Here is a 26270-nt window from a genome sequence, read left to right on the forward strand (position 1 = left end):
TTACGTGAAAGACCAACATGACCACATCTCGCCATGTGCGCAGCTTTGCGCGCATCGATCGCCTTCCTCCCTACGTATTCAATATCACCGCTGAGCTCAAGATGGCTGCGCGCCGTCGCGGCGAAGACATCATCGACATGTCGATGGGTAATCCCGATGGTGCGACGCCACCGCATATCGTCGACAAACTGGTCGAAGTTGCGCAACGGCCCGATACGCACGGCTACTCGGCATCCAAAGGTATTCCACGTCTGCGGCGTGCTATTGCCCACTGGTACAAGGACCGTTACGACGTCAGTTTTGATCCGGATAGCGAAGCAATTGTCACTATCGGTTCCAAGGAAGGTTTGGCACACCTGATGCTGGCCACGCTGGACAAGGGCGATACCGTACTGGTGCCGAATCCCAGCTATCCAATCCACATCTGGGGCGCGGTGATTGCCGGTGCCGATATCCGCTCGGTGCGCATGAGTCCTGACGTCGATTTCTTTGCCGAGCTGGAGCGTGCCATTCGCGAGAGTTACCCCAAGCCGAAGATGATGGTGCTTGGTTTTCCTTCCAACCCGACTGCGCAATGCGTGGAGCTGGAGTTCTTTGAGCGGGTGGTCCAGCTGGCGCGGGAGCACAACATTCTGGTGGTGCATGACCTGGCCTATGCGGATATCACCTTTGATGGCTGGAAGGCCCCATCGATCATGCAGGTGCCTGGCGCGCGTGACGTGGCGGTAGAATTTTTTACGCTCTCCAAGAGCTACAACATGGCGGGCTGGCGGATTGGCTTCATGGTCGGTAACAAGGAACTGGTCGCCGCGTTGGCCCGGATCAAGAGCTACCACGATTACGGCAGTTTCACGCCAGTACAGGTTGCTGCGATTGCAGCACTCGAAGGCGATCAATCGTGCGTTGAAACGATTCGCGCCAATTATGAGAGTCGCCGCAATGTGCTGGTCAAGGGCCTGCATGAAGCGGGCTGGATGGTCGACATCCCCAAGGCATCGATGTATATCTGGGCGCGCATCCCTGAGCAGTATCGTCATCTGGGATCGCTTGAGTTCTCGCGTTTATTGCTGGAGCAGGCTAAGGTATGCGTGTCGCCCGGCGTTGGCTTTGGTGAATATGGTGACGACTATGTCCGCTTTGCGTTGATCGAGAACGAAGCGCGCATCCGTCAGGCAATACGCGGCATCAAGACGATGTTGCGTGGTGCCGCTCCCACGCAAAGCTGAGTTGGCGTGGATGTACGGATGGCGATGAACTGATTTCGCCTCGATGTCACCTTCTTTTACCTGGGCGGAGTGAACATTGGAAGTCAGTGTGTCGCAAAAAAAACATGCCTGCAGATTTTTGAGAGTGATGTGCGTACCCGAAGGTATGCGATCGGCTACACTCGCTCTGCAGGCAACAATAATATGACGGCAGTAAACTCACCAAGACAAGCTAGGACACTCGCTCATGATTTCACTGACCGGCCTCCATATCCACCCCATCAAATCCTGCGGCGCGATCAATCTGAACGAAGCTACGGTGGAATCGCTCGGCCTGGCGCTGGACCGCCGCTGGATGCTGGTTGATCCGCGGGGTGACTTTCTGTCTCAGCGTGCGTTTCCGCTCATGGCAACCATTCGTCTGAATCTGGCAAGCGAATCGGAACTGATCGTACGGGCACCCGGCATGGCACCACTGGTGTTGCCGACTGTAGTGCCATTCAAAGCACCAAAAATCGCCGTGACGGTGTGGGGGACAGCGCTGGACGCGCTAGACTGCGGCCCGGAATTTCATGACTGGTTCTCTTCGTATCTTGGTGCCGAGGCCCGACTGGTGTGCTTCGATCCTGAGGTGATGCGGCAATGCAGTCTGCGCTGGACTGGCGAGCGCCGTGTCATGACGCAGTTTTCTGATGGTTTTCCTTTATTGGTAACGTCCACGGCATCCCTGGATGATCTCAATGCGCGCATGCAGCAGAAGGGTGCTCCCCCCATTCCGATGAATCGCTTCCGTCCCAATCTGGTTCTCACTGGCTTGCCTGCCTATGAGGAGGACTATATTGATACGCTCACGCTGGGCGAGCCAGGCAAGGAGATTGTCTTGCGGCTGGTCAAGCCCTGCGCACGTTGTCCGATGCCCGGTATTGACCAGCATTCCGGACTGCGCGATACGCAGTGGCCCCATGAGCCGCTGGACACTTTGACGACGTATCGTGCTGATGCGCGGGTGGACGGTGTGACCTTTGGGCAAAACGCGATCGTCGTCGCCGGGTTTGGCAATGCCTTACGACTTGGCATGCCGGTCCAGGCCGAGCTCAATTTCTGATTGAATAGATTCTCACGTTGCTGCAAGTGTTCAATGCTCACAAGGCAAGGAGATTCTTCATGAGATGTTCATTCGCTGCGGCAATGCTGGCGCTACTTGTGATGCTGTCGCTGAGCAGTGCGCGGGCCGCCGATAGAACGGTAACGATCGGTTATGCCGCGCCGCTCACAGGCGTGTCGTCCGGTGCAGCGCCGAGCCTGGTGCTGGCGGCAGAGTTGGCAATCGAGGATCTGAACCGGCAGGCGATTCATCTCGACGGCGACCGGCTGATTTTCAAGCTGCTGGTGCAGGATGACCGTAGTGATCCGAGGACAGGTGAGCTGGTCGCGCAATATTTCGCTAAAACCGATGTGGTGGCGGTGATTGGCCATTGGAATTCCGGTGTCAGTATTGCTGCTTCCAAAATCTATAACGCGGCTGGTATTGCTCAACTGGCAATTGGTTCGTCTGCGTTGGCGTATACCACTCAGGGCTTTGGTGCCGCCTTTCGTATTTTGCCGCATGATCGCCAAAATGCCTCTAACACAGCCAACTACGTCGTGGAGCAGATGAAGGCCAAGCGTATCGTCGTCATTCACGATCAGACCTTGTTTGGTATCGAGTATGTCAGGCAGTTCAATATTGCGGCTGGAAAATTACAGGGCAATATCGTTGGTCAGTATGACTTCAGCAGTCATACCTCAGATTTCAATGCTGCTTTGCAAGGCGTCAAGCAAAGTGCACCGGACGCTGTCTTGTTTGCCGGTCTCGAAGCGCAGGCTGCGCAACTGGTGCGAGAAATGCAGCGCTTTCAGATCAAGGCGCCGCTGGTGACGGTGGGGGGCATCGTCGGATCACGCTTCTTGCAAAGTGCTGGCGCTGCTGGTAACGGCACCGTCATTCTCGAGCCGTGCAAGCTGCCGCATCAAGGTGCTGCCTGGTTGCAGTTTCAGAAAAATTTCAAGGAGCGCTCTGGCGAAGAGGTCGGACTCAAACCACCATTCTCTTATGATGCAGTCGGGCTGGTCGCCGCCGCGATCCGGCAGGCTAATTCACTGGATCGACGTGCGTTGGGTGTGGCACTGCATCACTTGAAATTTACCGGTTTGACCGGCCGGATCAGCTTTGATGCAGACGGCAATCTAGAAAATCCTGTGTACACAGTGTTTCAGGTCAAGGATCAGAAATGGGTAGCCCTGAAAACAATTGAAGGCAAGAACTGAACGACGTTTTCCTTTATCATTGGCCCCTTTTTTAGAGCGAAACCATGGCACTTATCCGCGTCATTACCGCCGTTCGTTACAATCCTCAGGGGCTGGTGCAATACGTGCGCTGGGGCTTGGCCAATACCACCACCAACCGCTGGAAGGTCATGCCATCAGAAAGCCATGTCATTCATGTGCTGGAAGCCTTGAAATACGGGGAAGATGTGTGGACTGTGCTACCGGAGGGGGAGAAAGTGTTGCCGGGGCCAAGAGTACAGGCAATCAAGCTGCGGCCTGGCGTCAAGACCATTGCGATGATGCCAGCGACTGATGGCAAAAACGAGGTGACACTGGCGCAACTACCCATTTTCTGATGCCCTGCTGAAGGCATTGATGATGGTCGTGTTGCGCCAGCTTGGCAACGAGTGCAGCTGTTTCTACAGTTGCAGTTGCGTACCCTCGAAAGGAAGAGAACGACGCTAGCTTATTTTTTTGGGCGCCCAACCTTCAAAGGCGTCAGGCCAGCCAGCAATGTCTTGAGTTGGCCAGTTTCCAGCTTCTTGATCAGCGAAACGCCGATACGCAGCAAATCGCTTTTCTTGATTTCAAAGCCCACTTTCAGGCAATTCTTCTTCACCTGGCTCAGCACTGCATACTCGGTTTCGGGCATGGTGAAGCTGTCACGCACCTGCTTGACCTTCTTGAGCTTGAGTTCGGTTTTCTTTTCTGCCTTGAGCGGTGCCACTGCTTTGGCTGCCGGCTTGGTAACTTGCTTCAATGCGGGCTTGACTGCCGCTGGCAAAGACTTCTTCAATGCTGCCGGCGTTGTTTTGGCCAATACCTTCTTTGTTGTGCTTGCCTTTGCTGGTGCGGTCACCTTGCTTGCAGCAACTGGCTTCTTGGTCACAGGCTTCGTTGCTACTTTGGTAGCTACTTTGGCTGGCGCTTTGGTGACGGTTTTTGCGACAGCTTTTTTCAAGCTTGTTGTTGTCGGGGTGGCGGCTTTGCTGGTTGCCATAATGGCTCCTGAAATAATAATATAAACAATATATATATTTCCATCATGCTTGGCAATCGTAACGTGCATTGCTTGAATCATGTGAAAACAATGATTGCATTTCTTGTTCATGTGAACATGAATCAGATACTGATATTACTCCTCTGAAGTGAGCCATCGGCGTACTTGCTCCACCACCCAGTCCGGTGCATCCAGTGTCAGGTCATGACCGGCGTCTGGCTGGATGCGTAATGGCGCTTGCCAATGGTCATGCAGCGCCAGTGAGCAACGCGGGTTGACCAGTCGATCGCCGCCGCCACTGAGTATCAGCAATGCAACTGAGGACGGTGGTGGTTGTGCACGGTAGCGCAGTGCAGCAAGCAACTGGCGCAAGACATTCATAAGCTGCACCGGACGTTGTCTGGCAAAGTGTATCCAGGATTGCAGCAGCTCATCTGGCGCCGCACGATTGCTGGTCAGCCGCAGTATCGTGCGCTCACGTGTCGGATAATTGGTCGGATCGCAAAGCAATCCAATCAGGCTTGCATATTGTTGCGGTCGCAACCGATGATAAAAGGGGCTGTAAGGACGCAAGCTGGTATTGATCAACACCGCACCTGCAACCTCCTTTGGATAGCGCGAAGCCCAGTCGCTTGCAACCATGCCGCCAAGTGAGAGTGCTAGCAAGTGGTAGGGTGAGGGGATGCCTAGTGCATGACATTGTTGCCGACAGTGTTCCGTCATCGCCGCGATCGTGCCTGGACTGCGCTCTTGATGATGGCTGCCGTTACCGGGAAGATCCAATGTCAGAATCTGCGCCCCGGGTATTCCGACCGCCAGCACCTGTGGGAAATCTCCCCAATGGCGCGCCTCACGCATCAGGCCGCGCAGCAGGATCCATGTGCTCATGGCATCTTGCCGCCATCGGCGGGCAGCCAATGTTGATGCGCAAACGCTGCTCTGGTGAGGAAGTCGAACCACAACAGATGGCTGCGCTGCACGCGCTGCAGGCGATGGGGAGCATTGGGATTGAAGATGCCATCGAGTGAGAACAGCTGGCGTGGATTTTTCTTGACCCAGCGCCATGACCCCATTTCCAGTGTGAGCGGCAGAAATACTTTGTCCTTACCCGAAATACTCTCCAGGTACAGATAATCCCAAAGGTCACCATGGGTCAGATATTGTTGGCTTTGTGGTTCAAACACATAGTGGTGATCGGCATAGGTTTGGCAAAACAGCGACTCCAGTGCCGCGATCTGAGGTAGATGGCGGATAGGCTGCGCGCTGTGTGCAAACGGAAACCAGATGCGATCCTGCAGGCCGAACCCGGAGTGACAATCCAGCGCGATGCTGAAGTGCCGGCTGGTCAGCTCCTGGCGTACCACGTCGCACAGGGCCTGCGCTTCCGCCTCCATCGGTTCGTTGATCGCGCCACGGTACCAGGGCAAGCGGCGACTCAGGCGCTGGCCACCAACCAGAAAGGACGCTCTCTCCACCGAATCGATCGGGGCATTGCGCATCAGATCGACTCCTTGCGGATTAGCGCGCGTGTTGTTCCACATGCCGGCGGGATTGACCAATGGCATGAATACCAGCCTTACTGACTGCAGTTGATGATGTAGCGTAGCATCCCATTTGAGACGGCTCAGCAGGCTGCGTAAAAATGCCAGCAAGACGCGGGTGCCAATCCGTTCCAGACCGTGCACGCCACCAAAGAAGCCAACAGTTGGTGCGTCGGGGTTGTCGCTTCCCATGCTCAGTACATGGACCGGGAAGGTGTTTCCCTTAAAGCTGACGACGCAGGCGGAGCGGGTGCGCAACAAAGGGGCACCAGCCTCGATGATGCGCTCCAGTTCACTCAATTCAGGCAGTTTCGGATCCATCTGATGATTGTCTCTTTATCTTGTTTTGAGCGCACTGAAATCGGTTGTGTAGGGCAGCGCGGCAACAAATTCGCAACAATAATGAACGTCGGCAATCGCTACCAATACCTTAGAAAAATGACATCTTGATGTAATCATCGCTTTCGTCATCCCGGCCTGATAGAGCGGCAGGATTTTGGGAAGCAGTGGTCTTATTCAATTTACAATATGGACTTTTGTGGTTGCATAATCCGCGCCAGTGACTTTTTTGAAGATGAGCTAACACGATGAGCAGTATCAGTCCCCTGGCCGGTCAGCGTGCCGCCACGTCCTCCCTGGTTGATGTGCCAGGGCTGGTGACCAGCTATTACAGTTTGCAGCCCGATCCGGTGATATCTGCACAGCAGGTTGCGTTTGGTACGTCTGGCCATCGCGGCCGTTCACAGCAGCACAGTTTTAACGAATGGCATGTGCTGGCGATGGCCCAGGCGATCTGTGACTATCGCGCTGCACATCAGATACGCGGCCCGCTGTTCCTTGGTATCGATACCCATGCGCTGTCGACTCCTGCGTTGGCGACCACACTGGAGGTTTTGGCGGCGAACGGCGTGCAGACCATGATTGCCCGCGGCGCATCGACACCTTACACCCCGACCCCCGCTATCTCGCACGCGATTTTGTTGCATAACCGCACACATCCGACGGCGCTGGCAGACGGTATCGTGATTACGCCATCCCACAATCCACCTGACAATGGTGGCTATAAATACAACACAAGTCATGGCGGCCCGGCCGACACGGTCGTCACCAGCTGGATCGAAACCCGCGCCAATCAGTATTTGCGTGATGCGTTGTGCGGCGTGAAGAGGATCAGCTACGAGCGTGCCTTGCGCGCTGCCAGCACCCATCGATACGATTATCTGGATGCCTATGTTGGTGATTTGCCCAGCGTCATTGATCTTGCTGCCATTCGCGATGCCGGTGTACGTATTGGCGTCGATCCGATGGGAGGCGCTGGCGTACATTACTGGAGCGCAATTGCGGATCGTTTCAATCTGCAGCTGGAGTTGCTCAATACTGAGGTTGATCCGACGTTCCGATTTGTACCGCAGGACTGGGATGGTCAGATCCGCATGGATCCTTCATCACCGCACGCCATGCATGCGCTGATTGCGGTCAGGGAGCGCTTTGATATGGCGTTTGCCTGCGATACCGATCATGACCGCCATGGCATCGTAACCCGCAGTGCCGGACTGATGCCGTCGAATCACTATCTAGTGACAGCGGTCTGGTATCTGTTCAATCACCGGCCAGGCTGGCGTGCTACCACCGGGATTGGCAAAACGCTGGTCAGCAGTCAGATGATCGACCGGGTGGCTGCGCAGCTCAAGCGCCCATTGCAGGAAATGCCGATCGGCTTTAAATGGTTTGTCGACGGCCTCGCCGATGGCACACTGGGCTTTGCCTGCGAAGAGAGTGCCGGTGCGGTCTTTTTACGCTTTGATGGCACGCCCTGGAGTACCGACAAAGACGGCATCACTGCCGGTTTGCTGGCTGCAGAGATGACGGCGCGTACCGGTCGCGATCCTGGTCAGATCTACGATGATCTGACTGCGCAGCTGGGTCGTCCCTATAACGGGCGGATCGAGGCTGCGGCAAGTCCTGAGCAAAAGCGCCTGTTATCACGCCTGTCGGCCGATAACGTCCGTTCGGCAGAGCTGGCTGGTGAGCCCATTCGGCAAGTCCTGACGACGGCGTCAGCCAATGGCAAGTCGTTCGGTGGTGTCAAGATCGTGACCGATAACGGCTGGTTTGCGGCGCGTCCATCGGGCACCGAGGATATCTACAAGATTTATGCAGAGAGCTTCCGCGACCCAGCGCATCTGGAGTGCATTTTTGCCGCTGCACAAGATATCGTCACTCAGGCATTGGCCGGTTGAGTACGACGCTAATCACCGTGCGCAGCTATCGCGTTGCGCATGGTGCGTGGTGATAAGTGCTGATCATTTGCACTAATGGTCTGCAATCGGCGCTAGTAGCAAAACTACATAAACTACATTCCTTTCTTTTACCTCGTTCTTTTTATTTTTGCAGGAATTCGCGATATTTTCAGAAAATTTCTGGAAATTAAGTCCCCCCTATGCCAGAATCTCAAAAAAAACTAGTAAAACTACATAAAATAGCCTGATCCGGTATGTGCTTTCCTTGGTTTGCCGGCCTGGATCATGGCCATGTCATGACGCTTCAGGGTGCTTCATGGCATGTAACAGGAGACACTTGCATGAAATTTCCCGCGCTTCGGATCGGTCTTCGTTTGTCGTTGTGCTTTGGTTTGATTCTCGTGTTGATGGCGGCGGTGACGGCACTGGCCGGTTTTTCCAATCATCGTGCCCAGCAGCAACTGGCGCAATCGTTACGTCATACCAATGGCAAGTCCGGGATTGCAGCAGCGATGCGTCAGAGTCTGTTTCGTCAGGGGCAGGCGGCGCGCAATATCGGCACGCTCAATGATCTGTTTCGGATGCAAAAGGAAATGACCGGTATCGTGGCAGAGCGTGCCCGTTACCGGCTCAATCAGACGGCGCTGGTCAATGCCGGGCTGACTGCGCCGGAGCAAGCGATTGTTCAAGAGATGCAGGCGCTGGATCAGCGCAGCGAGCCATTGATCAGTCAGGCTGCCGAGTTTGCCGCTGGTTTCAATGCCGGTCAGGCCAGCAAATTGCTCAATGCGCAGGTTGCGCCGTTGCAGACGCAGTGGCTGGAGGCCATCGATAAACTGGTGCAGTTACAGCAACAACAGATTCAGCATGACCTTGATGCCTATGCCGAGAGTAGTCGCAATATTACGCTGCTGACCATCGTGATCTGTGGTGCCGCCATGGTGTTGGCGGGGCTGGTGGCGTGGCGTCTCAACCGCAGCATTACCCGTCCACTCAATCAGGCCGTGGAGCTGGCAAGCCGGGTAGCTGCCGGGGATCTGACGGCCTACATTGCGCCAGGCAATAATGATGAAACCGGGCAACTGTTGCGCGCCCTGCGCAGCATGAACCAGAGTCTGCAGCGGGCGGTGGGACAGGTACGCTTTGGTGCGCAAAGCATGTTCGATGTGACACAGCAAACGGCGAGCGGCAATCGTGATCTGGCCGAGCGCACCGATGCGCAGGCTGAGTCGTTGCGGCAGACCGCAGATGCAATGAAAGAATTGAGCGGGCTGGTCAGTCGCAACACGGCGCAGGTTGGTGATGCGAATCAGTTGGCCCGGTCGGCGGCCGATGTGGCCTCGCGCGGCGGCGAGATCGTGGCGTCAGTGGTTGGCACGATGACCTCGATCAAGGATAGTTCGCGGCGCGTCGTCGACATTATTTCCGTGATTGACGGTATTGCCTTTCAGACCAATATTCTGGCGCTGAATGCGGCGGTAGAGGCTGCCCGCGCTGGTGAAACTGGTCGCGGCTTTGCGGTGGTGGCCACCGAAGTGCGCCAACTGGCCATGCGTAGTGCCGCTGCTGCCAAGGAAATCAAGACCCTGATTGGCGCGTCAGTGGATAGTATCGATGCGGGCAGTCTGCAAGTTGACGACGCTGGTCGTACCATGCACGAGATTGTTGATTCTGTCGGGCAGGTCGTCACCATCATGGACCAGATTGCCGCGGCCAGTGATGCTCAGAACCACGGTATTGCAGAGCTGAATCAGTCGCTGGCGCAGATTGATGCGGTCACCCGTAACAATGCCACGCTGGTGGCACAGGCTGCGCAGGCCACGGCGGAGTTGCAGCAGCAGGCGCAAAATCTGTGGCAAGCGGTTGGTACCTTTCAGTTGGGCGAGGAAGATTCTGCGGCATTGTCGGCTCGAAGCGGGGTATCGCCGGTGGAGTTGATGACGGCACAGGAAGGTGATGCGCATCAGAGCGCCGGCCTTCCTGATGTGGCAGCATTGGCGATCAACTCTGCCGGTGAGTATTCGCGTCTTGCTGTATAGCAACCTTTAGTAACGCTCCTCAATGTTGTTTGTCCGGACGGCATCGCTCCCGTTGGGGCGGTGCACAGTACCGCCTTGGCCGGCTTGCTCAGCTTGCCAGAAGCTGCCGCCCCACCTATACTCCCGCGATAGCATTGCCTAGGGTAGCCAATACTTTTTCTGGTATTGGTTTTAAACGGGAAGTCGGTGCGTTTGTCTCTTAAAGTTGCTCTTCTCAAGTCATCTTCATTTATTTTTGTTGTGACGGCGGTTGGTGCAATTGTTGTGTAGACGGGTAATGCCGACGCTGCCCCCGCAACGGTAAGCGAATCCGTGAATCCGCACGCAGCCACTGTGCCGTCAGGCATGGGAAGGCGCGGTTTCCGACACTGCATTGATCAGTGTCATTCGTCAGCCCGGAGACCGGCCCCTGGCATACGACAAGTTTTGCATCGCGGAGGGCGATCGACGGACAGCTCAGACAGGCGTGCCACCGCGGGTGGCTTGCTTGTATTTGCTTTGTCTGAATCCCTTCCGTTTTGCATCGTTGAACAATGAATGCCATGACGCCGATCCGTTCTTGCGGGGCAGCATGGTGCTTTGAGTAGGGACAACCCATGAGAACCCACCAGCGACATGTGCTGATGTGCACTGGTCCGCGCTGTACCGACAACGGGGTGTTGTCCGCAGCGATGTTTGCCGTCCTCGGCGAACAGATTGATGCGCGTCCGGAGCTCAAGGTCAAGCGCACCCGCACCCATTGCATGGTGGCCTGCAAATCGCAGGCGGCTGTGCTGGTGGTTTATCCGGAGGGTGTCTGGTATCGCTGCAAGGATGCGGCTGCCATCGAGCGTGTGGTGGCCGAGCATCTGGCCGAAGGACGCGAAGTCACTGATCTGGTGTTTCATCGGCTTGGCGAGGGTGATGTCGGTTTGGCGCTGGAGGAGATGCCGAATGTCTGATCTCCAACCAGCGACACACAAAGTCATCGTTGCTGCGCGTATCGCCTTGCTGACCCATGCATCGACTGATCTGGCGATGCTGCAACATGCACAGAGCCAGTTACCAGAAGAGTTTCCCTCCACGCTGGGGATCAATCTGCAGCGCGTCGACAATGACGCGCAGATGGATGCACTGCTGGCGGCAGCGCTGGCCGATACCCAGGTAATCGTGCTGCGCGTGCTGGGGCGTCTTGGCAGCGTGCCGGGTTTTGCAGCCTTGTTGCGTCATGCACAGGCGCAAGGGCGGCACTTGATCGCGCTGAGCGGCACGGGTGAGCCCGATGCCGAGCTGGCGGCAGTGTCGACCGTGCCCGCCGATATCCTGCGCGAAGCGCTGGCCTACTTTCATGCGGGCGGCAGCGTCAATCTGGCGCAGCTACTACGTTATCTTGCCGACCGGCTGCTGTTGACCGGCTTTGCCTATGAGGCACCGGTGGTCTTGCCCGAGCACGGCATCTACCATCCCGACCTGGAGCAACAGGCCAGTATTGCCGACTGGTTGCGCCTGCGCATCGATGTTGCTGGTCGCCGCAAGCCTGCGGTTGGTATCATTTTTTACCGAGCGCACTGGATGAGCGGCAATACCCGCTTCATTGATGCGCTGGTCGAAGCGCTTGAGCAGCGGGGAGTCGATGTGCTGCCGATTTTCACTGCATCGCTACGCACGACGGTGGCAGAATCCAGCCTGCCAGCGGCGTTGCAATATTTCAGCAGCGCCCAGTCCGGTACCGACACCTATGTCGATGTCGTCATCAACACTACCTCGTTTGCGATGGGTGAAATCACGCCCGGCGGGCCAACGCCGGCGGGGTGGTCGGTGTCCGTGCTGGAGCAGCTCGATGTCCCGGTGTTGCAAGCCATGACCAGTGGCATGACGCAGGAGCAGTGGGAGCAATCCTCGCGCGGTATGAACCCACTGGATGCCGCCATGAATGTGGTGTTGCCCGAGTTTGACGGGCGCATTATCAGCGTGCCGCTGTCTTTCAAGACACAGACGGCTGCGCTGGGAGGTGAGGCGATTACATTTGAGCCGCTGGCCGATCGGGTTCAACGCATTGCCGGATTGGCAACACGCTTTGCGCGTCTGCGCGCGTTGCCCAATGCCGACAAACGCATCGCCTTCATCTTCACCAACTCCAACAGCAAGGCATCGCAGATTGGCAATGCGGTCGGCTTGGACGCACCGGCGTCACTGATGCGGATTCTGGAGTCGATGCAGGCTGCCGGTTATCAGATTGGCGAGCTGCCGGAAACCGGTACTGCCTTGATCCATGCACTGGTTGATCGTTGCTCCTACGACAATATTTATCTCACTGCCGAGCAGTTGCAGCAGGCTGCGGGACGCATTCCTGCTCAGCAATACGCACAATGGTTTGCCGAGTTGCCACCGGCGCTGCAACAAAAAATGCAGGCCCAATGGGGCGCTGCGCCCGGTGAAGCGTATGTGCACGACCAGCATCTGGTACTGGCAGGGATGGCGCTGGGCAATGCCTTCGTGGCGCTGCAACCACCACGTGGCTACGGCATGGATCCGGATGCGATCTATCATCAACCCGATTTGCCGCCGACCCACCATTACTATGGACTGTATCGCTGGCTGAGCGACGTCTGGCAAGCCGATGCGATTGTGCACGTGGGCAAGCATGGCACGCTGGAATGGCTGCCCGGCAAGGGTGTCGGGCTCTCTGAAAACTGCTTCCCGGATGCGTTGCTGGGTGATATGCCGCTGTTTTATCCGTTCATCATCAATGATCCCGGCGAAGGTTCGCAGGCGAAGCGGCGAGGGCATGCGGTAGTGGTCGACCACCTGACGCCACCGATGACCACGGCCGACAGTTATGGCGCGTTGGCACAATTGACGCAGTTGGTGGATGAGTATTATCAGGTCGAGATTCTTGACCCTTCCAAGTTACCCCTGTTGCAGCAGCAGATCTGGGAGCTGGTCAAACAGACCAATCTCGACAGCGATCTGCAGATGAAGCTGCTGCACCATGATCACGACCACGGCCACGACCATCATCATCACGGGCACCACGATCATGACCACCCGCATGGTCACGATCATGCGCACGACCACGATCACCCCCATGACGAGGCCTTGCCCGAAGCACTCGCCGAGATGGGCGGGGCGGACGTTGCCCACCTGATCGAGGATCTGGATGGCTATCTGTGCGAACTCGGCGCAGCGCAGATTCGCGATGGGCTGCATATTCTCGGCCGTAGTCCCGATGCCGACCAGATGCCGGACATGCTGGTCTCGCTCACACGGTTGCCCAATCAGGATATTCCCGGCCTGCAAGAGGAGATGGCCAAGCTGTTTGGCCTGAAGTTAGACATGTTGCTCGACAACAAGGGCCAGCGCCTCAATGTCGACAGCGCGCTGGCCCGCATCGCCGGACGGGCGGTTGTGACGCGTGCCGATGCGATAGAGGCGATCGATGCGCTATGCCTGCGGCTGATGCAGACCCTGCAGGAAAACGATTATCAGACCGCCGCCATCGACACTATTCTGCAAGCGATGTTTGGTGATCTCAGTATCGACAAGCCACGCCTGCAGATTGCCGCCGCCCGCGTGCCTGCCAGTGCCTTGGGACAAATGAAGTTACAGGCACGTACCCGGTTCACTGCACCAGTGTCCAAGCCTGTTACGCCGCCAGTTGCAGCCCGCGCCGAGAACGACAATTTCGCCGGTTTGCGACGGGTGCTCGGTTTCACCTGCGAGAACCTGCTGCCCAATCTGCACCGTGCCGGTGACGAAATCGGCAATCTGTTGCACGGTTTGTCTGGCGGTTATGTCCCTGCTGGCCCGAGTGGTTCACCCACGCGTGGCATGGCGCATATTTTGCCGACTGGTCGCAATTTCTATTCGGTCGATCCACGCAGCGTGCCCTCGCAATCCGCGTGGCGTGTCGGCCAACAGCTGGCGCGTGAAGTGCTGGAGCGCCATCTGCGCGAAACCGGCAGCTATCCCGAGAGTGTCGCCATCAGCATTTGGGGTACCAGCGCCATGCGGACCCATGGCGACGATGTGGCACAGATTCTTTGTCTGCTCGGTGTACAACCGGTCTGGCGTGCCGGTAACCGCCAGGTGGCGGGGATCGAAGTGATTCCGCTGGCGCAATTGCAACGCCCGCGTATCGATGTGACGACGCGTATCAGCGGTTTCTTTCGCGATGCCTTCCCGCAACTGATTGAGTTGATCGACGACGCCGTCAATGCCGTGATCGCGCTGGATGAACCAGCTGAGCAGAATTTCGTACGCAAGCATTATCTGCAGGACGTCGGCAACTGGATCGGGCAGGGGCTCGCGCCTGAACTGGCGCAGCAGCGTGCCGCATATCGCGTGTTTGGTGCCAAGCCCGGTAGCTATGGCGCCGGTATTCTGCCGCTGATTCAGGAGCGCAACTGGCAGGCCGATGCTGACTTTGCCGAGGCCTATATCAACTGGGGCGGCTATGCCTATGCACGCCATCAGGGCAATGCGCAGGGCAGCGATCAGCGCGATGCCTTCCGCACCCGGCTGGCTGGTGTGCAGGTGGCTTTGCATAATCAGGATAATCGCGAACACGATATTTTCGACAGCGACGACTACCTGCAATATCACGGTGGCATGATCGCCACCATTCGGGCACTGACCGGACAGCAGCCACGCCATTATTTTGGTGACAGCCATGATCCGGCGCGCGCAGAAGTACGCGACCTGAAGCAGGAAACCCTGCGCGTGTTCCGCTCCCGCGTGGTCAATCCGAAGTGGCTGGAGAGCATCCAGAAGCACGGCTACAAAGGCGGTCTGGAGCTGACTGCCACCGTCGATTATCTGTTCGGCTACGATGCGACGGCACAAGTCATGGATGACTGGATGTACGAGCAGCTGGCGCAGACCTATGCGTTTGATCCGGGTATGCAGCGCTTTCTGGAAGAGGCCAATCCATGGGCCCAGAATGCGATTGCCGAGCGCTTGCTGGAAGCTGCCAGTCGTGGCATGTGGGCGCAGCCCGAGGCGCAGACGCTGGAGCAGTTGCGTCAGCTGTATCTCAATAGTGAAACCTTACTGGAGGCGCGTGGCGAAACCCCGCGCAGTGCATAAATGAGCGCCGTCAATGGTATGACTCCCCTGTATCCATTCAGCGCCATCGTCGGGCAACCCCAGCTCAAGCGCGCCTTGTTACTCTGTGCGGTGGATCCCAGTCTGGGCGGGGTTCTGATCCGCGGCGACAAGGGCACTGCCAAAAGTACCGCAGCACGTGCCTTAACGGGTGTATTGCCGCACATTGCACGGGTTGCGGGCTGCGCCTTCAATTGCCTGCCCGGCGCAGCAGCGGCATGCTGCCCGGTCTGCAATGCGGACAATGCGAGCAATACTGCGCAACAGACGGTATCGGCTGCGGTACCTTTTGTCACGTTGCCGCTGGGCGCGACTGAGGACCGGGTGCTGGGCACGCTGGATCTGCAACGTGCCCTCAAGGGTGAGCAAAATACCTTGCAACCGGGACTGCTGGCAGCCGCCCATCGCGGCATCCTGTACATAGATGAAGTCAATCTGCTGGCTGATCATGTGGTTGATGTTTTGCTCGATGTTGCGGCAATGGGTGTCAATACGATTGAGCGCGAAGGCCTGTCGGTATCGCATCCAGCACGGCTGACGCTGATTGGCACCATGAATCTGGAAGAGGGCGACCTGCGGCCGCAGTTGCTGGATCGCTTCGGTCTGATGGTCGAAGTCACCGCACCCCGTGAAAAGCAGTTGCGCGGCGAGGTGGTACGTCGTCGGCTAGCCTATGAAGCTGACCCGGTCGTCTTTGCTGCCAACTGGGAAACCCAGCAGCAAGACTTGCGCACGCAGATTGCGGCGGCGCAGGCAGCTTTGGCAGAAGTAGTGCTGGACGATGCCTTGCTGGACCTGATCAGCCATCTTTGCTGCGAATTTGAAGTCGCCAGCCTGCGCGCCGATATCGTGATGCACAAGGCGGCACGGGCGCTGGCGGCGCTTGATGGTCGGGCGCGGGTAACGCCGGAGGATATTCGCAACGCCGCTGAACTGGTACTGCCGCATCGTCGGCGTCGCAAACCGTTTGAACAGGCGGGGTTGGATCAGGACAAGCTTGATGATCTGATGCAGCAACATCAGCAGGAAGATCGGCAACAAGATCAGCCTCCACCTCAGTCATCACAGCCAGAAGCACAATCAGAGGCAGGCGATCAAAGCTCCAGCGACCATAACGAAGCGGAGCAGGACGGCAAGCCGGACAACGCTGGTGCCAACGAGCAAGTGTTTCATGCGGTCAGCGCAGGTGCAGCGCCCCAGATCAAGGTCGAGCGTGCATCCGGCCAGCTCAGTGCGGTTGCGGGACGACGCAGCGAACCGGCCGATAGCGGTCGTGGCCGCACCGTGCGCGTGGTGGCCGACAGCAATCCCGGGCATCTGGCCGTCGCGGCTACCGTACGCAGTGCTTTATTACGCAGCGCCGCGGAAGAAAGTACCGTGATCTCGCTGCAAAGCAGTGACCTGCACGGCAAGGTCAAGGTGGGCAAGGCTGCCAATCTGATTCTGTTCGTGGTCGATGCCTCCGGTTCGATGGCGGCGCAGCGGCGCATGGAGGCGGTTAAAGGCGCAGTGCTGGATCTGTTGACCAATGCCTATCAGCGCCGCGATCAGGTGGCCGTGATCGGTTTTCGCGGCGAGCAGGCCAGCCTCTTGCTGGCGCCGACACGTAGTGTCGATCTGGCTGAGCAAGGCTTGCGCGAGTTGCCTACGGGCGGTCGTACGCCCTTGCCGCATGCCCTGCAACTGGCGCTGGAAACGCTGGACATTGCAGCGCGCAGCAATACCAGTGCGCCGCCGGTCCTGGTCTTGCTCAGCGATGGCAAAGGCAATGTGGCCTTGCAATCTGGCAATGATCCGTGGCGTGAAACGCTGACTTTGACCGAGCAACTGGCGGCACGCGGCATCCCGGCTCTGGTGATCGATACCGAGAGCGGCTACGTGCGCCTCGGGCGCGCAGCGCAACTGGCGCAGGTGCTGGGAGCCCCATGCCTGACGCTGGAAGACCTGTCCGCCGACATGCTGGCGTTGACCATTCGCAGTAGCATCAAGGCCTAAGCCGATAAGCTATACGTCATAAATACTCAGTAATGAGCCCTCAAGGAAACGCAACATGATTATTTGTATCGGCGCCGGTCCCGGCGATATTGGCTACCTGACCCAGCGCGGTGCGGAGTTGATCCGCAATGCCGATGTCGTCGCTGGCTTTGACGCGGTCGTCAATGTGGTGCAAAGCATCATCCCGGCCAGTGCTGAGGTGGTGCTGATGAATTACCGCGATCAGGTCGCCCAGCTGGACAAGGTTGCCGCTGCCCATCATGCCGGCAAACGTTGTGTCGTGGTGTTCATGGGCGATATCCACTTCAGTGGATTTCAATATCTGGAGCGGGTCGAACGTGCCTGCGGTCATCCGGTGGAAACCTTGCCCGGGATTTCCTCGGCGCAAATTCTGGCATCGCGTGCCAAGGTCTGTTTCGACGAAACCAGTTTCATCACCTTCCACCGGCGCGGTGATCTGAGCCCTTTTAAGCGCCACTTGGTGCATGTACTCAAGGATGGTCGTAACGCCATCGTGATTCCTTGCCCATGGGACGCTGCACGCTCCTTCATGCCGCTCCACATTGCGGCTTATCTGCTGGAACAGGGAGTAGCGCCCGACCATCCGACTGAGGTATGGGAAAACCTGACCCGTGCTGAAGCTGAATGGCACGGAACGCTAGCCGAGTGCGCTACCAAGGAATTCAGCGACATGAGCATCATGCTCATTCGTACCCACGTCCCCATGGCCAGCCAGATCGAACCACCACCGGAGGTTGCGTGACGAATCTGAACGCCGCAGAAGTGACGCTCCCAGCATCGCTAGCATCATCATCAGCAGCAGCGCCCTATGGCATCGTGCTGGCCGGTCACGGCAGTCGTGACCCCGACGCGGTGCGTGAATTTGAGGCGCTAGTCGAACTGGTGCGCCAGCGCGTACCAGGGCAAGTGGTGACGCACGGCTATCTGGAATTTTCCAGCCCCACCATCAGCGCGGCGGTCGAAGCCAATATCGCCGCTGGCAGCAAACAGGTTGCGGTTGTGCCGGGCGTCTTGCTGGCCGCACGGCATGCCAAGAACGACATGCCTGCCGAAGTACTGGCACTGGCCAAGGAGCATCCGCAGGTTGACTTCCATTTTGGCGCTGCGCTCAATCTCCATCCGCAATTACTGCAACTGGCGCAAGAGCGGGTGATGGCGGCGGAAGCCAGTTCGCCCCACACCGTACGTCGTGACGATACCTGCCTGGTACTGGTTGGCCGCGGTACCACTGACCCGGATGCCAATGGCGAAGTTTCCAAAATGGCCCGGATGCTGGAAGAGGGCATGGGTTTTGGTGGCGTCTACGTCTGTTATTCCGGCACCGCCAAACCACTTGTGGCGGATGGCTTGCGGGCAGCTGCCTTGCTCGGTTTTGCACGCGTCGTGGTGCTGCCGTTCTTCCTGTTTGATGGTGTGCTGGTCAAACGTATTTATGCCGCTGCCGACGATCTGGCCCAGCGTGAGCCGCAACTGGAAGTGCTCAAGGCCGGTTATCTGGGGGTGCATCGTCATCTGGCTGACGTCATGCTGGAGCGCGCCCGCGACGCGGTAGAAGGACGTGCTGCAATGAATTGCACACTCTGCAAGTACCGCGTGCAAATCGTCGGGTTCGAGCAGCAACTGGGTGAGCCGCAACAGGCGCATCACCTGCAGGTGCGTGGTTTGCTGGAGCGCGCACCGGAGGTCGAGACCGCACCGGTATTTCCACCCTATGAGCCACATCCGATTGAGCGCGAGAGCTTTGAGATCATTGCCGCTGGGCGCGACTGGTCGGGCTTCCCGGCACAGCATCTGACAGTCTTGCAGCGGCTGGTGCACACCAGCGGTGACTTCAATGCCGTCGATGATATTTACTTCTCTACCGGTGCTGTCGAGGCAGGCGTCCGTGCCTTGCTGCGCTGCAAACGCGTGGTCACGGATGTTACGATGGTCCAGACCGGCCTCAAACGCGCTCTGGTCGAGCAGCTTGGGATCGAAACCTGGTGCGGCGTACATGACCGTGAATCCCATCTGATGGCGCAGACTCAGGGCATTACCCGCTCGGCGGCAGGGATTCGCCGTGCCTGGGAGAAATTTGGCAACAATCTGGTATTGGCAATTGGTGATGCGCCGACCGCCATCGTTGAAGCAACCCGCCTGATTCGCGACCACGGCTGGCGGCCGCAGCTGGTGATTGGTTTGCCGGTCGGCTTTGTTGGTACCCGCGAAAGCAAGGATGACCTGCGCCGTTGCCTGCAGGTGCCGCGCATCACCAATAGCGGCACGCGCGGTGGGTCGCCTTGGGCAGCCACCGTGGTCAATGCGATGATGATTGATGCCATCGGGCAGGTGATTGCAGCACAGAGCGAAATACAGAGCGAGAGTGGCGATGGCGGAAGCTGAACGCGCCGAATTTGACCTCGCGGTACTCGCCACCAATGGTCTGCGACGTGGTCGCACCACGGGTAGTTGCGCTACCGCGGCGGTCAAGGCGGCGTTGACACGTTTGCTCGGCGGCGAAGCCATGAGCAAGGTCGAAGTCAGTTTGCCCGACGGCAAGCATTATCTGCTGGTGCCGATTCAGGCATTGCAGGTACTGCCTACCGGTGCGGTGCGGGCCGAAGTGCTCAAGGATGGCGGTGACGATCCGGACAATACTCACGGAGCCACCATTTTCGCAGAGGTCACACGCAACACTACCGGAGAATTGCGTTTTCTGGCTGGCCCTGGTGTTGGTACGGCCACTCAGCCGGGCTTGCGCGTGGCCGTGGGCGAACCGGCGATCAATCCGGTGCCGCGTCAGATGATGCGGCTGGCGGTGCAGGAAGTGCTGGCGGATGTCGGTCTTGCGCATGTCGCCGATAACACTGGTTTTGATCTGACCATCGGTTGCGAAGACGGCCAACAGATTGCGACCAAAACCTTCAACCCGCGTCTGGGCATTGTCGGTGGTATTTCGATATTGGGTACCTCGGGGATCGTCGAGCCGATGTCATTGGCTTCATGGATTGCCTCGATCGAAGTGTATGTCCGGGTAGCGCTGGCCGACCCGGTGCGCCCAGGTGGTATCGCGGCCTGTGTAGCCTACTTGCCCGGCAAGATTGGCCGCAGCTTTGCGCGCGATACGCTGGGTCTGCCTGAGCCGCGCACGGTACAGATTGCCAACTTCCTCGGCGATGCGCTGGATTTCACCCAGACCGCGCTCAGCGAGCAGGGCGCGACGCTGGAACAATTGTGGCTGGCCGGTCATCCCGGCAAACTGGCCAAGGTGCTCGACGGCGTCTGGGATACCCATTCCAGCAAGAGCAACATGGCCATGGGCGGCGTAGCACGCATGGCACGCGAGCTGGCTGATACGCTGGGATTTGATGCCAGTCTGATCGCCGATATCGAGCAGGCCAATACCGTCGAAGCGGCCATTGAACGATTACGGCATGAACCCGGATCGGTTGCGTTATGGCGCGCCATCGAAGCGCGGATTGCCATGTTGGCCCAGGCCCGTGTACCAGCGGTACAGCGTCTGGAGGTACGACTGTTTGATCTGGATGGCAATTTGCTGGGAGAGCATGTTTGAGTGATGAAGTGAGCACTGAAATGGGTCATGTGATGAATGCGGAAGCAAACAAAAACGGCATTGCCATGTTCTGGGGCATCGGGGTCGGTCCCGGCCCGGCTGGTTATGTGCCAGTCGCGGCGGTGCAGGCATTGCAGCAGGCCGACCTGATTTACGTACCGCGCGCCCGTAGTGCGGAGACGTCGGTGGCTTTGCAATGTCTGGCAGGCATCGTGCTGGAGCCGCAGCGCCTGCGTGATGTCGAGTTCAACATGGACCCGGACCGCAACGTCCTGCGCGAGCACTATGCACAACTGGCGCAGGAGATTGCAGCGCATCTGCAAGCCGGGCGCAGCGTAGCCTATCTGACCATCGGCGATTCATTGACTTATTCGACTTATGGTTACGTACTGGCAGCCTTGCAGGATCTGTTGCCAGTGTTTCCGCATCGCACCTTTCCCGGCATAACCAGCTATGCCGCTGCCGCATCGGCGCTGGACTGGCCGTTGGGCGTGGGCAAGGAGCGGACCCTGATCTTGCCATGCCCGGAAACGCCGGAAGCACTGCGGCAAGAGATTGAAAGCCACGACATCGTGGTACTGATGAAGGTCGGTGCACGCCTGCCGTGGGTGCTGGACTTGCTGAAAAACATGGGGATCGCCCAGTACTGCGCCTTTGCACGGCGCATCGGGCTCGACGGTGAAGTCCTTGCCAACGACCTGCGCGAGGTGGAGGCAGGTGACCGCGATCACGCCATCAGTGGCTATCTGGCGACTTTGCTGATCCGCAAGACGGCGCTGGAAAGACGACACCAATCATGAAGCACGGCAATTCCAGCGCACGAACACAAGCACAGGAAAGAAATACTATGAAGGTTAGCCTATGAAAGTCTATTTTGTCGGTGCCGGTCCCGGTGCACCCGACCTGATCACCTTGCGTGGTGCGCGTCTGCTGGGCAGCGTACGCATGGTGTTATATGCCGGTTCACTGGTGCCCACCGAGGTCTTGCAGCATTGCGCGCCCGGTACCGAACTGATCGATACCGCCCAACTTGATCTGGAACAACAGCAAGCCTGTTATGAACGTGCGCGTGAGCAAGATATCGACGTGGTGCGTCTGCATTCGGGCGATCCTGCCATCTATGGCGCTACTGCCGAGCAGATGCGACGACTCGACGCGCTCGGTATTGCTTACGAGGTGGTGCCGGGCGTATCCTCGTTTACGGCTGCCGCAGCCACCGTGGCGGCCGAGCTGACCAAGCCTGAGGTGTCGCAGACAGTGATCCTGACGCGGGTCTCAGGGCGTGCGTCGGCGGTGCCGGAACTGGAGTCGATTGCGCGTCTGGCCGAGCATCAATCGACGATGTGCATCTTCCTGTCCGGACCGCATCTGAAGAAAATCGTCACCGACCTGCGCCTGCACTATCCCGATACGACGCCGGTCACACTGGTCTATCGTGCGACCTGGCCCGATCAGCGCACCTATCAGGGCACGCTGGGTACCGTGCTGGAGGAGACCAAACGCGGCAGCTGGAACCTGACGACCATGATGCTGGTTGGTGCGGCGCTGGATAAGGGCAAGCAGGTTGAGTCCAGCCTGTATTCCAAGGAGTTCACGCACCTGTTTCGGGTGGTCAAGAAGAACAAGGCCGGAGTTGACGAGGCGGCTGACGAGGCTGGCGAGATTGCAGTCAATCCAGGCGGAGGCGAGGTCTGAACATGAACATTGCGTCAACCACTGCTGACGGTAAAGGGTTGGGCATCTGGCTGGTTCGCGCCGAGTGCGAAGCGCTGGCCGCACGTTTGCAGGCGGTGTTGGGGGGCACGCTATACCGTCCCTGGTTGCAGCAGGGCCTGCCACAGAAGCAGCAATTCCGCGCTGCTTACCGGCATCAGACGCAGTGGATCATGCTCGCCGCCAGTGGTGTGGCGGTCCGTTTTCTGGAAGGCTTGCCGCAAGACAAACGCACCGATCCGGCCGTCGTATTGCTCGATGAGGCGGGACGCTTTGCCGTCTCGCTGCTGGGTGGCCACGAAGGCGGTGCCAATCGGCTAGCTTATCGGGTCGCCAATGTGGTGGGGGCAATACCAGTCGTCACGACGGCGACGGAAGCACTCAAGCCGCTGGTAATCGGCATTGGTTGCCGCAAGCTGGTCCCGGTCGAGCGTATTACCGCTGCGGTCAGCCATGCATTGGGCTTGCTGGGACGCCATCTGCACGAGGTGCGCGAGATTGCCACGATTGACCTCAAGGCAGAGGAACCCGGATTACTCAGCTTTTGTGCGGCCAACGATCTGCCGTTGCGGGTGATTGCTGCCACCGAGGTGGCAGCACGCGGCTGGGTCACCAAACCGTCCCTCTGGGTGCAGCAGAACGTCGGTGTTGATGGCGTGTGCGAACCCTGCGCCCTGATTGCCAGCCCGCGTGGTGTGCTGGCCTTGCCCAAGACGGCGCTCGACGGTGTCACCGTGGCGGTGGTGGAAGATATTGGGATGTCCGATCCGCTGGATCCGGCATCTCCCTTAAGCAATGTATCGAAAGATGGAAAGTAAAGTGATGGCTGGAGTATTGAATCTGGTGTCGGTCGGTCCCGGTTTTGAAGACTTGATCGCACCGCGCGCTGTGGCTGCGTTGCAGGACAGTAAGGTGATCGTGGCGTATGCGTTGTACCTGCGCTGGATTGCGCCGCATATCGAAGGAAAGGAAATTCATTCGCCACCGCTCACGCAGGAGCGCGAACGTGCCTTGCTGGCAATTGAAAAAGCGCGGCAGGGGGAGAAAGTCGCGCTGATTTCGAGTGGCGATATCGGTATCTACGCCATGGCTGCACTGGCCTTTGACGAGATGCGCGAAGACGATGACTATGCCGTCAACGTGATTCCCGGCATTACCTCAGCCAATGCCTGCGCTTCGCTGCTGGGCTCGCCGTTGTCGCATGACTTCGCCACGCTGAGCCTGTCCAATCTGCTGTGTCCGTGGGAGTGGATCGAAACCCGCGCCCGTCATATCGCCCAGGCTGATCTGGCATGCGTGCTCTACAACGTGCAAAGTGCCGGCCGGCAAGAGGGGGTCTATCGCATTCTCAAACTGATGCTGGAATCGAAGGCACCGCATACCCTGTGTGGCGTGGTCAGGAATGCTTATCGGCCGGGACAGCAGGTGAGTATTCACCGCCTCGATGAACTCCCGGGACTGCAGTTCGACATGTTGACCAGCATCGTCATCGGCAATCGCTTCACCCAGCGCAAGCGCGGGTATATCTTTACACCGCGTGGTTACAACGACTGGCAGGAAGACAAGGCTGAGGCCATAGAAGTGGCCTTGCCGGAGCAGGCTATCTGGGTTTTTGCCGGTACCAGCGACGGTAATGCCCTGGCGGCGCAACTGGCAGCACAACTCAGTCCACAAGGGGTGCCGGTAGTGGTTTCTACTGCGACTGAATACGGCGGCACGCTGGCTGCACAGGATTGCCCGGGTGTCACCGTCTGGGCTGGCCGGCAAGGGGTCGAGGCACGCAAGCAGGCGCTGCAAAAACACGGGGCGCGCCTGCTGGTGGATGCGACCCATCCGTTTGCGACCCACATGTCTGAGCAATTGATGGGCCTGTCCGAGAGCCTGGCGGTTCCATATCTGCGCTACGAGCGTCCCAGTGCAGTCGCTGCCGATGCCTTGCTGTGCGACGACATGGCAGCCGCCGCCGAACAGGCAATGACGCGCGGTAAGCGGATTTTTCTGGCGACCGGTTCCAAGGATCTGGCCAGCTTCCTGCAGGCACCGGGTGCGCACGAGCGGCAATGGTTCGTGCGCGTGACTGCGGAACCGGAGTTCTTGCAGCGAGCCTTGGATCTGGGCATCCCACGTAGCCACATCTGCGCCATGCAGGGACCGTTTTCTACTGGCTTTAATCGAGCGCTGTGGCAAGACTGGCAGATTGACTGCGTGGTGACCAAGGATTCTGGCGATGCTGGCGGTTATCAGGCCAAGGTCGACGCGGCGCATGCATTGGCGATTCCTTTACTGACGGTGCGTCGGCCAGTGCTCAGCTATCCCTTGCAGTCGACCTCCCTCGAGCATGCCTGTGCACAGGCTGCCGCGTTGCTGGCGGGAGCACCGGCCACATGAGTGACGCAGTGCGTATGCCAGCAGTGCCGGCCCAGCCAATGCCAGTGACCATCGTCACCGGTTTTCTGGGGGTCGGCAAAACGACCTTGCTGCGCAGCCTGGTAAAGCGTCGCCAAACCCGGCGGCTGGCATTGCTAATCAATGAGTTTGGTGAAGTTGCCATTGATGGTGACCTCATGCGCAGCGGTGTCGCTGACAGCAAGGATGTTGCGCAGGTGCAGATTCATGACTTCGCCTATGGCTTGATCGCCTATGGTGACGATGACCTGTTTGAGCCAACCATGCTGGCACTGGCAGCACGGCGCGCGCAGATTGACCACATCTTGATTGAAACCTCCGGATTGGCCTTGCCAACCGCGGTGATGGAGCGCTTGCAATCACAGGCGCTGGCTCCGTATTTCATCCTCGATGCCACGCTGGCGGTGGTCGATACGCCGTTAATGCTGGCAGGCCAGTTTGAAGCGGCAGCGATTGACGCTGCATCGCCTGCTTCCGATCAGGCCGTGGCAAATATGTTTGCGGCTCAGCTCGAATACGCAGACGTGGTGGTACTGAACAAGATTGACGGCCTCAACGAGGAGCAATTGCTGGCCGCAGAGCGACAAGTACGCGCCGGTGCGCCCAATGTGCGCTTTCTGGAACTGGCGTATCAGGCGCATCTGGATATTCGTCTCGCGCTTGGCCTGCGTTTGCACCAGGCGACTGAAAAGTCCCATCAGCATAGCTATACACCGGTCTCCATGCCAGGTGCTGATGCCCGTGTGCTGGCTGACCAGTCCCGGCTCAATGGGCATGCCCATTCAGGGTTGGGCGCGCATACCCACGGACTGGCGACGCATAAGCATTTCCACGAACAAGACCCGGGCTGGATGTCGTTCACGCTGCGCAGCCAGACGCCGCAACCGGCCGACGCACTGATCAGTGCCGTCTGTGCAGCGGCGCGTCTGGAGCCAGTCTTGCGCACCAAGGGCTTTGTCAGCATTGCTGCCGGGCATGGGCATCGTCGGCAGTTGCTGCAAGGTGTCCGCACCCGTATCCATCTCGCGGCCGAGACCAAAGATGCCAAAGAGGAAAAACAGTCTGTGAGCACCATCTCGGAGCTGGTCTTCATTGGTTATCACCTGAGCCGCAGCAAGATTGCGGCGGTGCTCAGCGAGACCACCGGCGTGGAATGGAAATAAGA

Annotated in this window: 20 protein-coding genes and 1 riboswitch; of the genes, 17 read left to right on the top strand and 3 right to left on the bottom strand. The window is 58.3% G+C overall.

Annotated features, from left to right (window positions below):
- Positions 1-17 precede the first annotated feature (17 nt).
- The 4 genes from alaC to FHW66_RS11805 all read left to right on the top strand — a co-directional run bounded on the left by alaC (position 18) and on the right by FHW66_RS11805 (position 3868).
- Positions 18-1226: an alanine transaminase gene (gene alaC / locus FHW66_RS11790; RefSeq protein ID WP_183380001.1), complete on the top strand. Its 1209-nt coding sequence runs from the start codon at positions 18-20 to the stop codon at positions 1224-1226.
- 226 nt (positions 1227-1452) lie between these two features.
- Positions 1453-2310, top strand: a complete 858-nt coding sequence (locus FHW66_RS11795; protein ID WP_183380002.1) for an MOSC domain-containing protein — start codon at positions 1453-1455, stop codon at positions 2308-2310.
- Between the two features lie 59 nt (positions 2311-2369).
- Complete coding sequence (locus tag FHW66_RS11800; protein WP_183380003.1) at positions 2370-3512, top strand: branched-chain amino acid ABC transporter substrate-binding protein; 1143 nt, start codon at positions 2370-2372, stop codon at positions 3510-3512.
- A gap of 44 nt (positions 3513-3556) precedes the next feature.
- Positions 3557-3868, top strand: a complete 312-nt coding sequence (locus FHW66_RS11805) for a hypothetical protein (RefSeq protein ID WP_183380004.1) — start codon at positions 3557-3559, stop codon at positions 3866-3868.
- A 110-nt stretch (positions 3869-3978) separates the two neighbouring features.
- Here FHW66_RS11805 and FHW66_RS20940 read toward each other — a convergent pair whose 3' ends face one another.
- The 3 genes from FHW66_RS20940 to FHW66_RS11820 are packed head-to-tail and all read right to left on the bottom strand — an operon-like array spanning position 3979 to position 6374.
- Positions 3979-4623, bottom strand: coding sequence for a hypothetical protein (locus FHW66_RS20940; RefSeq protein WP_255458934.1), 645 nt, complete (start codon positions 4621-4623; stop codon positions 3979-3981).
- Positions 4624-4647: 24 nt separating this feature from the next.
- On the bottom strand, positions 4648-5400 hold the full coding sequence (locus FHW66_RS11815; RefSeq protein ID WP_183380005.1) for an alpha/beta fold hydrolase: 753 nt from the start codon (positions 5398-5400) through the stop codon (positions 4648-4650).
- Positions 5397-6374 carry a M14 family zinc carboxypeptidase gene (locus FHW66_RS11820; protein ID WP_183380006.1) on the bottom strand — a complete coding sequence of 326 codons (978 nt, stop codon included), beginning with the start codon at positions 6372-6374 and terminating at the stop codon, positions 5397-5399. Before FHW66_RS11820 ends, FHW66_RS11815 begins: the two co-directional genes overlap by 4 nt.
- A gap of 266 nt (positions 6375-6640) precedes the next feature.
- Between FHW66_RS11820 and pgm the strand changes: the two genes are divergently transcribed.
- The 13 genes from pgm (at position 6641) to FHW66_RS11885 (ending at position 26268) form a co-directional block, all read left to right on the top strand.
- Positions 6641-8293, top strand: coding sequence for a phosphoglucomutase (alpha-D-glucose-1,6-bisphosphate-dependent) (gene pgm, locus FHW66_RS11825; RefSeq protein ID WP_183380007.1), 1653 nt, complete (start codon positions 6641-6643; stop codon positions 8291-8293).
- Between the two features lie 341 nt (positions 8294-8634).
- On the top strand, positions 8635-10332 hold the full coding sequence (locus tag FHW66_RS11830; RefSeq protein ID WP_183380008.1) for a methyl-accepting chemotaxis protein: 1698 nt from the start codon (positions 8635-8637) through the stop codon (positions 10330-10332).
- A 124-nt stretch (positions 10333-10456) separates the two neighbouring features.
- Positions 10457-10758, top strand: a riboswitch (cobalamin riboswitch).
- 170 nt (positions 10759-10928) lie between these two features.
- Entirely contained in the window at positions 10929-11273 is a 345-nt protein-coding gene (locus FHW66_RS11835) for a ferredoxin (RefSeq protein WP_183380009.1), read from the top strand.
- A complete protein-coding gene (locus FHW66_RS11840; protein WP_255458935.1) occupies positions 11266-15399 on the top strand; it encodes a cobaltochelatase subunit CobN in 4134 nt (1377 codons plus the stop codon). The genes FHW66_RS11835 and FHW66_RS11840 overlap by 8 nt, the downstream gene beginning before the upstream one ends.
- Positions 15400-17412: a putative cobaltochelatase gene (locus tag FHW66_RS11845; protein WP_255458936.1), complete on the top strand. Its 2013-nt coding sequence runs from the start codon at positions 15400-15402 to the stop codon at positions 17410-17412.
- A 55-nt stretch (positions 17413-17467) separates the two neighbouring features.
- A complete protein-coding gene (locus FHW66_RS11850; RefSeq protein ID WP_183380011.1) occupies positions 17468-18175 on the top strand; it encodes a cobalt-precorrin-7 (C(5))-methyltransferase in 708 nt (235 codons plus the stop codon).
- Positions 18172-19815 (top strand): precorrin-8X methylmutase, encoded by a 1644-nt coding sequence (locus FHW66_RS11855; RefSeq protein WP_370543452.1) that lies wholly within the window; start codon positions 18172-18174, stop codon positions 19813-19815. Before FHW66_RS11850 ends, FHW66_RS11855 begins: the two co-directional genes overlap by 4 nt.
- Positions 19802-20986, top strand: coding sequence for a cobalt-precorrin-5B (C(1))-methyltransferase CbiD (cbiD, locus tag FHW66_RS11860; protein WP_183380012.1), 1185 nt, complete (start codon positions 19802-19804; stop codon positions 20984-20986). Before FHW66_RS11855 ends, cbiD begins: the two co-directional genes overlap by 14 nt.
- 65 nt (positions 20987-21051) lie before the next feature.
- Positions 21052-21786, top strand: a complete 735-nt coding sequence (cobI, locus tag FHW66_RS11865) for a precorrin-2 C(20)-methyltransferase (RefSeq protein WP_183380115.1) — start codon at positions 21052-21054, stop codon at positions 21784-21786.
- Between the two features lie 61 nt (positions 21787-21847).
- On the top strand, positions 21848-22681 hold the full coding sequence (cobM, locus tag FHW66_RS11870; RefSeq protein WP_183380013.1) for a precorrin-4 C(11)-methyltransferase: 834 nt from the start codon (positions 21848-21850) through the stop codon (positions 22679-22681).
- Positions 22682-22683: 2 nt separating this feature from the next.
- Positions 22684-23517, top strand: coding sequence for a cobalamin biosynthesis protein (locus FHW66_RS11875; RefSeq protein WP_183380014.1), 834 nt, complete (start codon positions 22684-22686; stop codon positions 23515-23517).
- A gap of 4 nt (positions 23518-23521) precedes the next feature.
- Entirely contained in the window at positions 23522-25087 is a 1566-nt protein-coding gene (gene cobJ / locus FHW66_RS11880; RefSeq protein ID WP_183380015.1) for a precorrin-3B C(17)-methyltransferase, read from the top strand.
- The gene (locus FHW66_RS11885; RefSeq protein ID WP_183380016.1) at positions 25084-26268 is read left to right on the top strand and encodes a GTP-binding protein; all 1185 of its coding nucleotides are present in this window, start codon (positions 25084-25086) and stop codon (positions 26266-26268) included. Before cobJ ends, FHW66_RS11885 begins: the two co-directional genes overlap by 4 nt.
- Positions 26269-26270: the final 2 nt, after the last annotated feature.

Origin of the sequence: Herbaspirillum sp. Sphag64 (assembly GCF_014192645.1) — a bacterium.
GTDB lineage: Bacteria > Pseudomonadota > Gammaproteobacteria > Burkholderiales > Burkholderiaceae_D > Herbaspirillum.

Coding starts and splice junctions, on each gene's coding strand:
- alaC (WP_183380001.1), top strand. CDS start 18: ATGACCACATCTCGCCATGTGCGCAGCTTTGCGCGCATCGATCGCCTT.
- FHW66_RS11795 (WP_183380002.1), top strand. CDS start 1,453: ATGATTTCACTGACCGGCCTCCATATCCACCCCATCAAATCCTGCGGC.
- FHW66_RS11800 (WP_183380003.1), top strand. CDS start 2,370: ATGAGATGTTCATTCGCTGCGGCAATGCTGGCGCTACTTGTGATGCTG.
- FHW66_RS11805 (WP_183380004.1), top strand. CDS start 3,557: ATGGCACTTATCCGCGTCATTACCGCCGTTCGTTACAATCCTCAGGGG.
- FHW66_RS20940 (WP_255458934.1), bottom strand. CDS start 4,623: ATGAACAAGAAATGCAATCATTGTTTTCACATGATTCAAGCAATGCAC.
- FHW66_RS11815 (WP_183380005.1), bottom strand. CDS start 5,400: ATGAGCACATGGATCCTGCTGCGCGGCCTGATGCGTGAGGCGCGCCAT.
- FHW66_RS11820 (WP_183380006.1), bottom strand. CDS start 6,374: ATGGATCCGAAACTGCCTGAATTGAGTGAACTGGAGCGCATCATCGAG.
- pgm (WP_183380007.1), top strand. CDS start 6,641: ATGAGCAGTATCAGTCCCCTGGCCGGTCAGCGTGCCGCCACGTCCTCC.
- FHW66_RS11830 (WP_183380008.1), top strand. CDS start 8,635: ATGAAATTTCCCGCGCTTCGGATCGGTCTTCGTTTGTCGTTGTGCTTT.
- FHW66_RS11835 (WP_183380009.1), top strand. CDS start 10,929: ATGAGAACCCACCAGCGACATGTGCTGATGTGCACTGGTCCGCGCTGT.
- FHW66_RS11840 (WP_255458935.1), top strand. CDS start 11,266: ATGTCTGATCTCCAACCAGCGACACACAAAGTCATCGTTGCTGCGCGT.
- FHW66_RS11845 (WP_255458936.1), top strand. CDS start 15,400: ATGAGCGCCGTCAATGGTATGACTCCCCTGTATCCATTCAGCGCCATC.
- FHW66_RS11850 (WP_183380011.1), top strand. CDS start 17,468: ATGATTATTTGTATCGGCGCCGGTCCCGGCGATATTGGCTACCTGACC.
- cbiD (WP_183380012.1), top strand. CDS start 19,802: ATGGCGGAAGCTGAACGCGCCGAATTTGACCTCGCGGTACTCGCCACC.
- cobI (WP_183380115.1), top strand. CDS start 21,052: ATGTTCTGGGGCATCGGGGTCGGTCCCGGCCCGGCTGGTTATGTGCCA.
- cobM (WP_183380013.1), top strand. CDS start 21,848: ATGAAAGTCTATTTTGTCGGTGCCGGTCCCGGTGCACCCGACCTGATC.
- FHW66_RS11875 (WP_183380014.1), top strand. CDS start 22,684: ATGAACATTGCGTCAACCACTGCTGACGGTAAAGGGTTGGGCATCTGG.
- cobJ (WP_183380015.1), top strand. CDS start 23,522: ATGGCTGGAGTATTGAATCTGGTGTCGGTCGGTCCCGGTTTTGAAGAC.
- FHW66_RS11885 (WP_183380016.1), top strand. CDS start 25,084: ATGAGTGACGCAGTGCGTATGCCAGCAGTGCCGGCCCAGCCAATGCCA.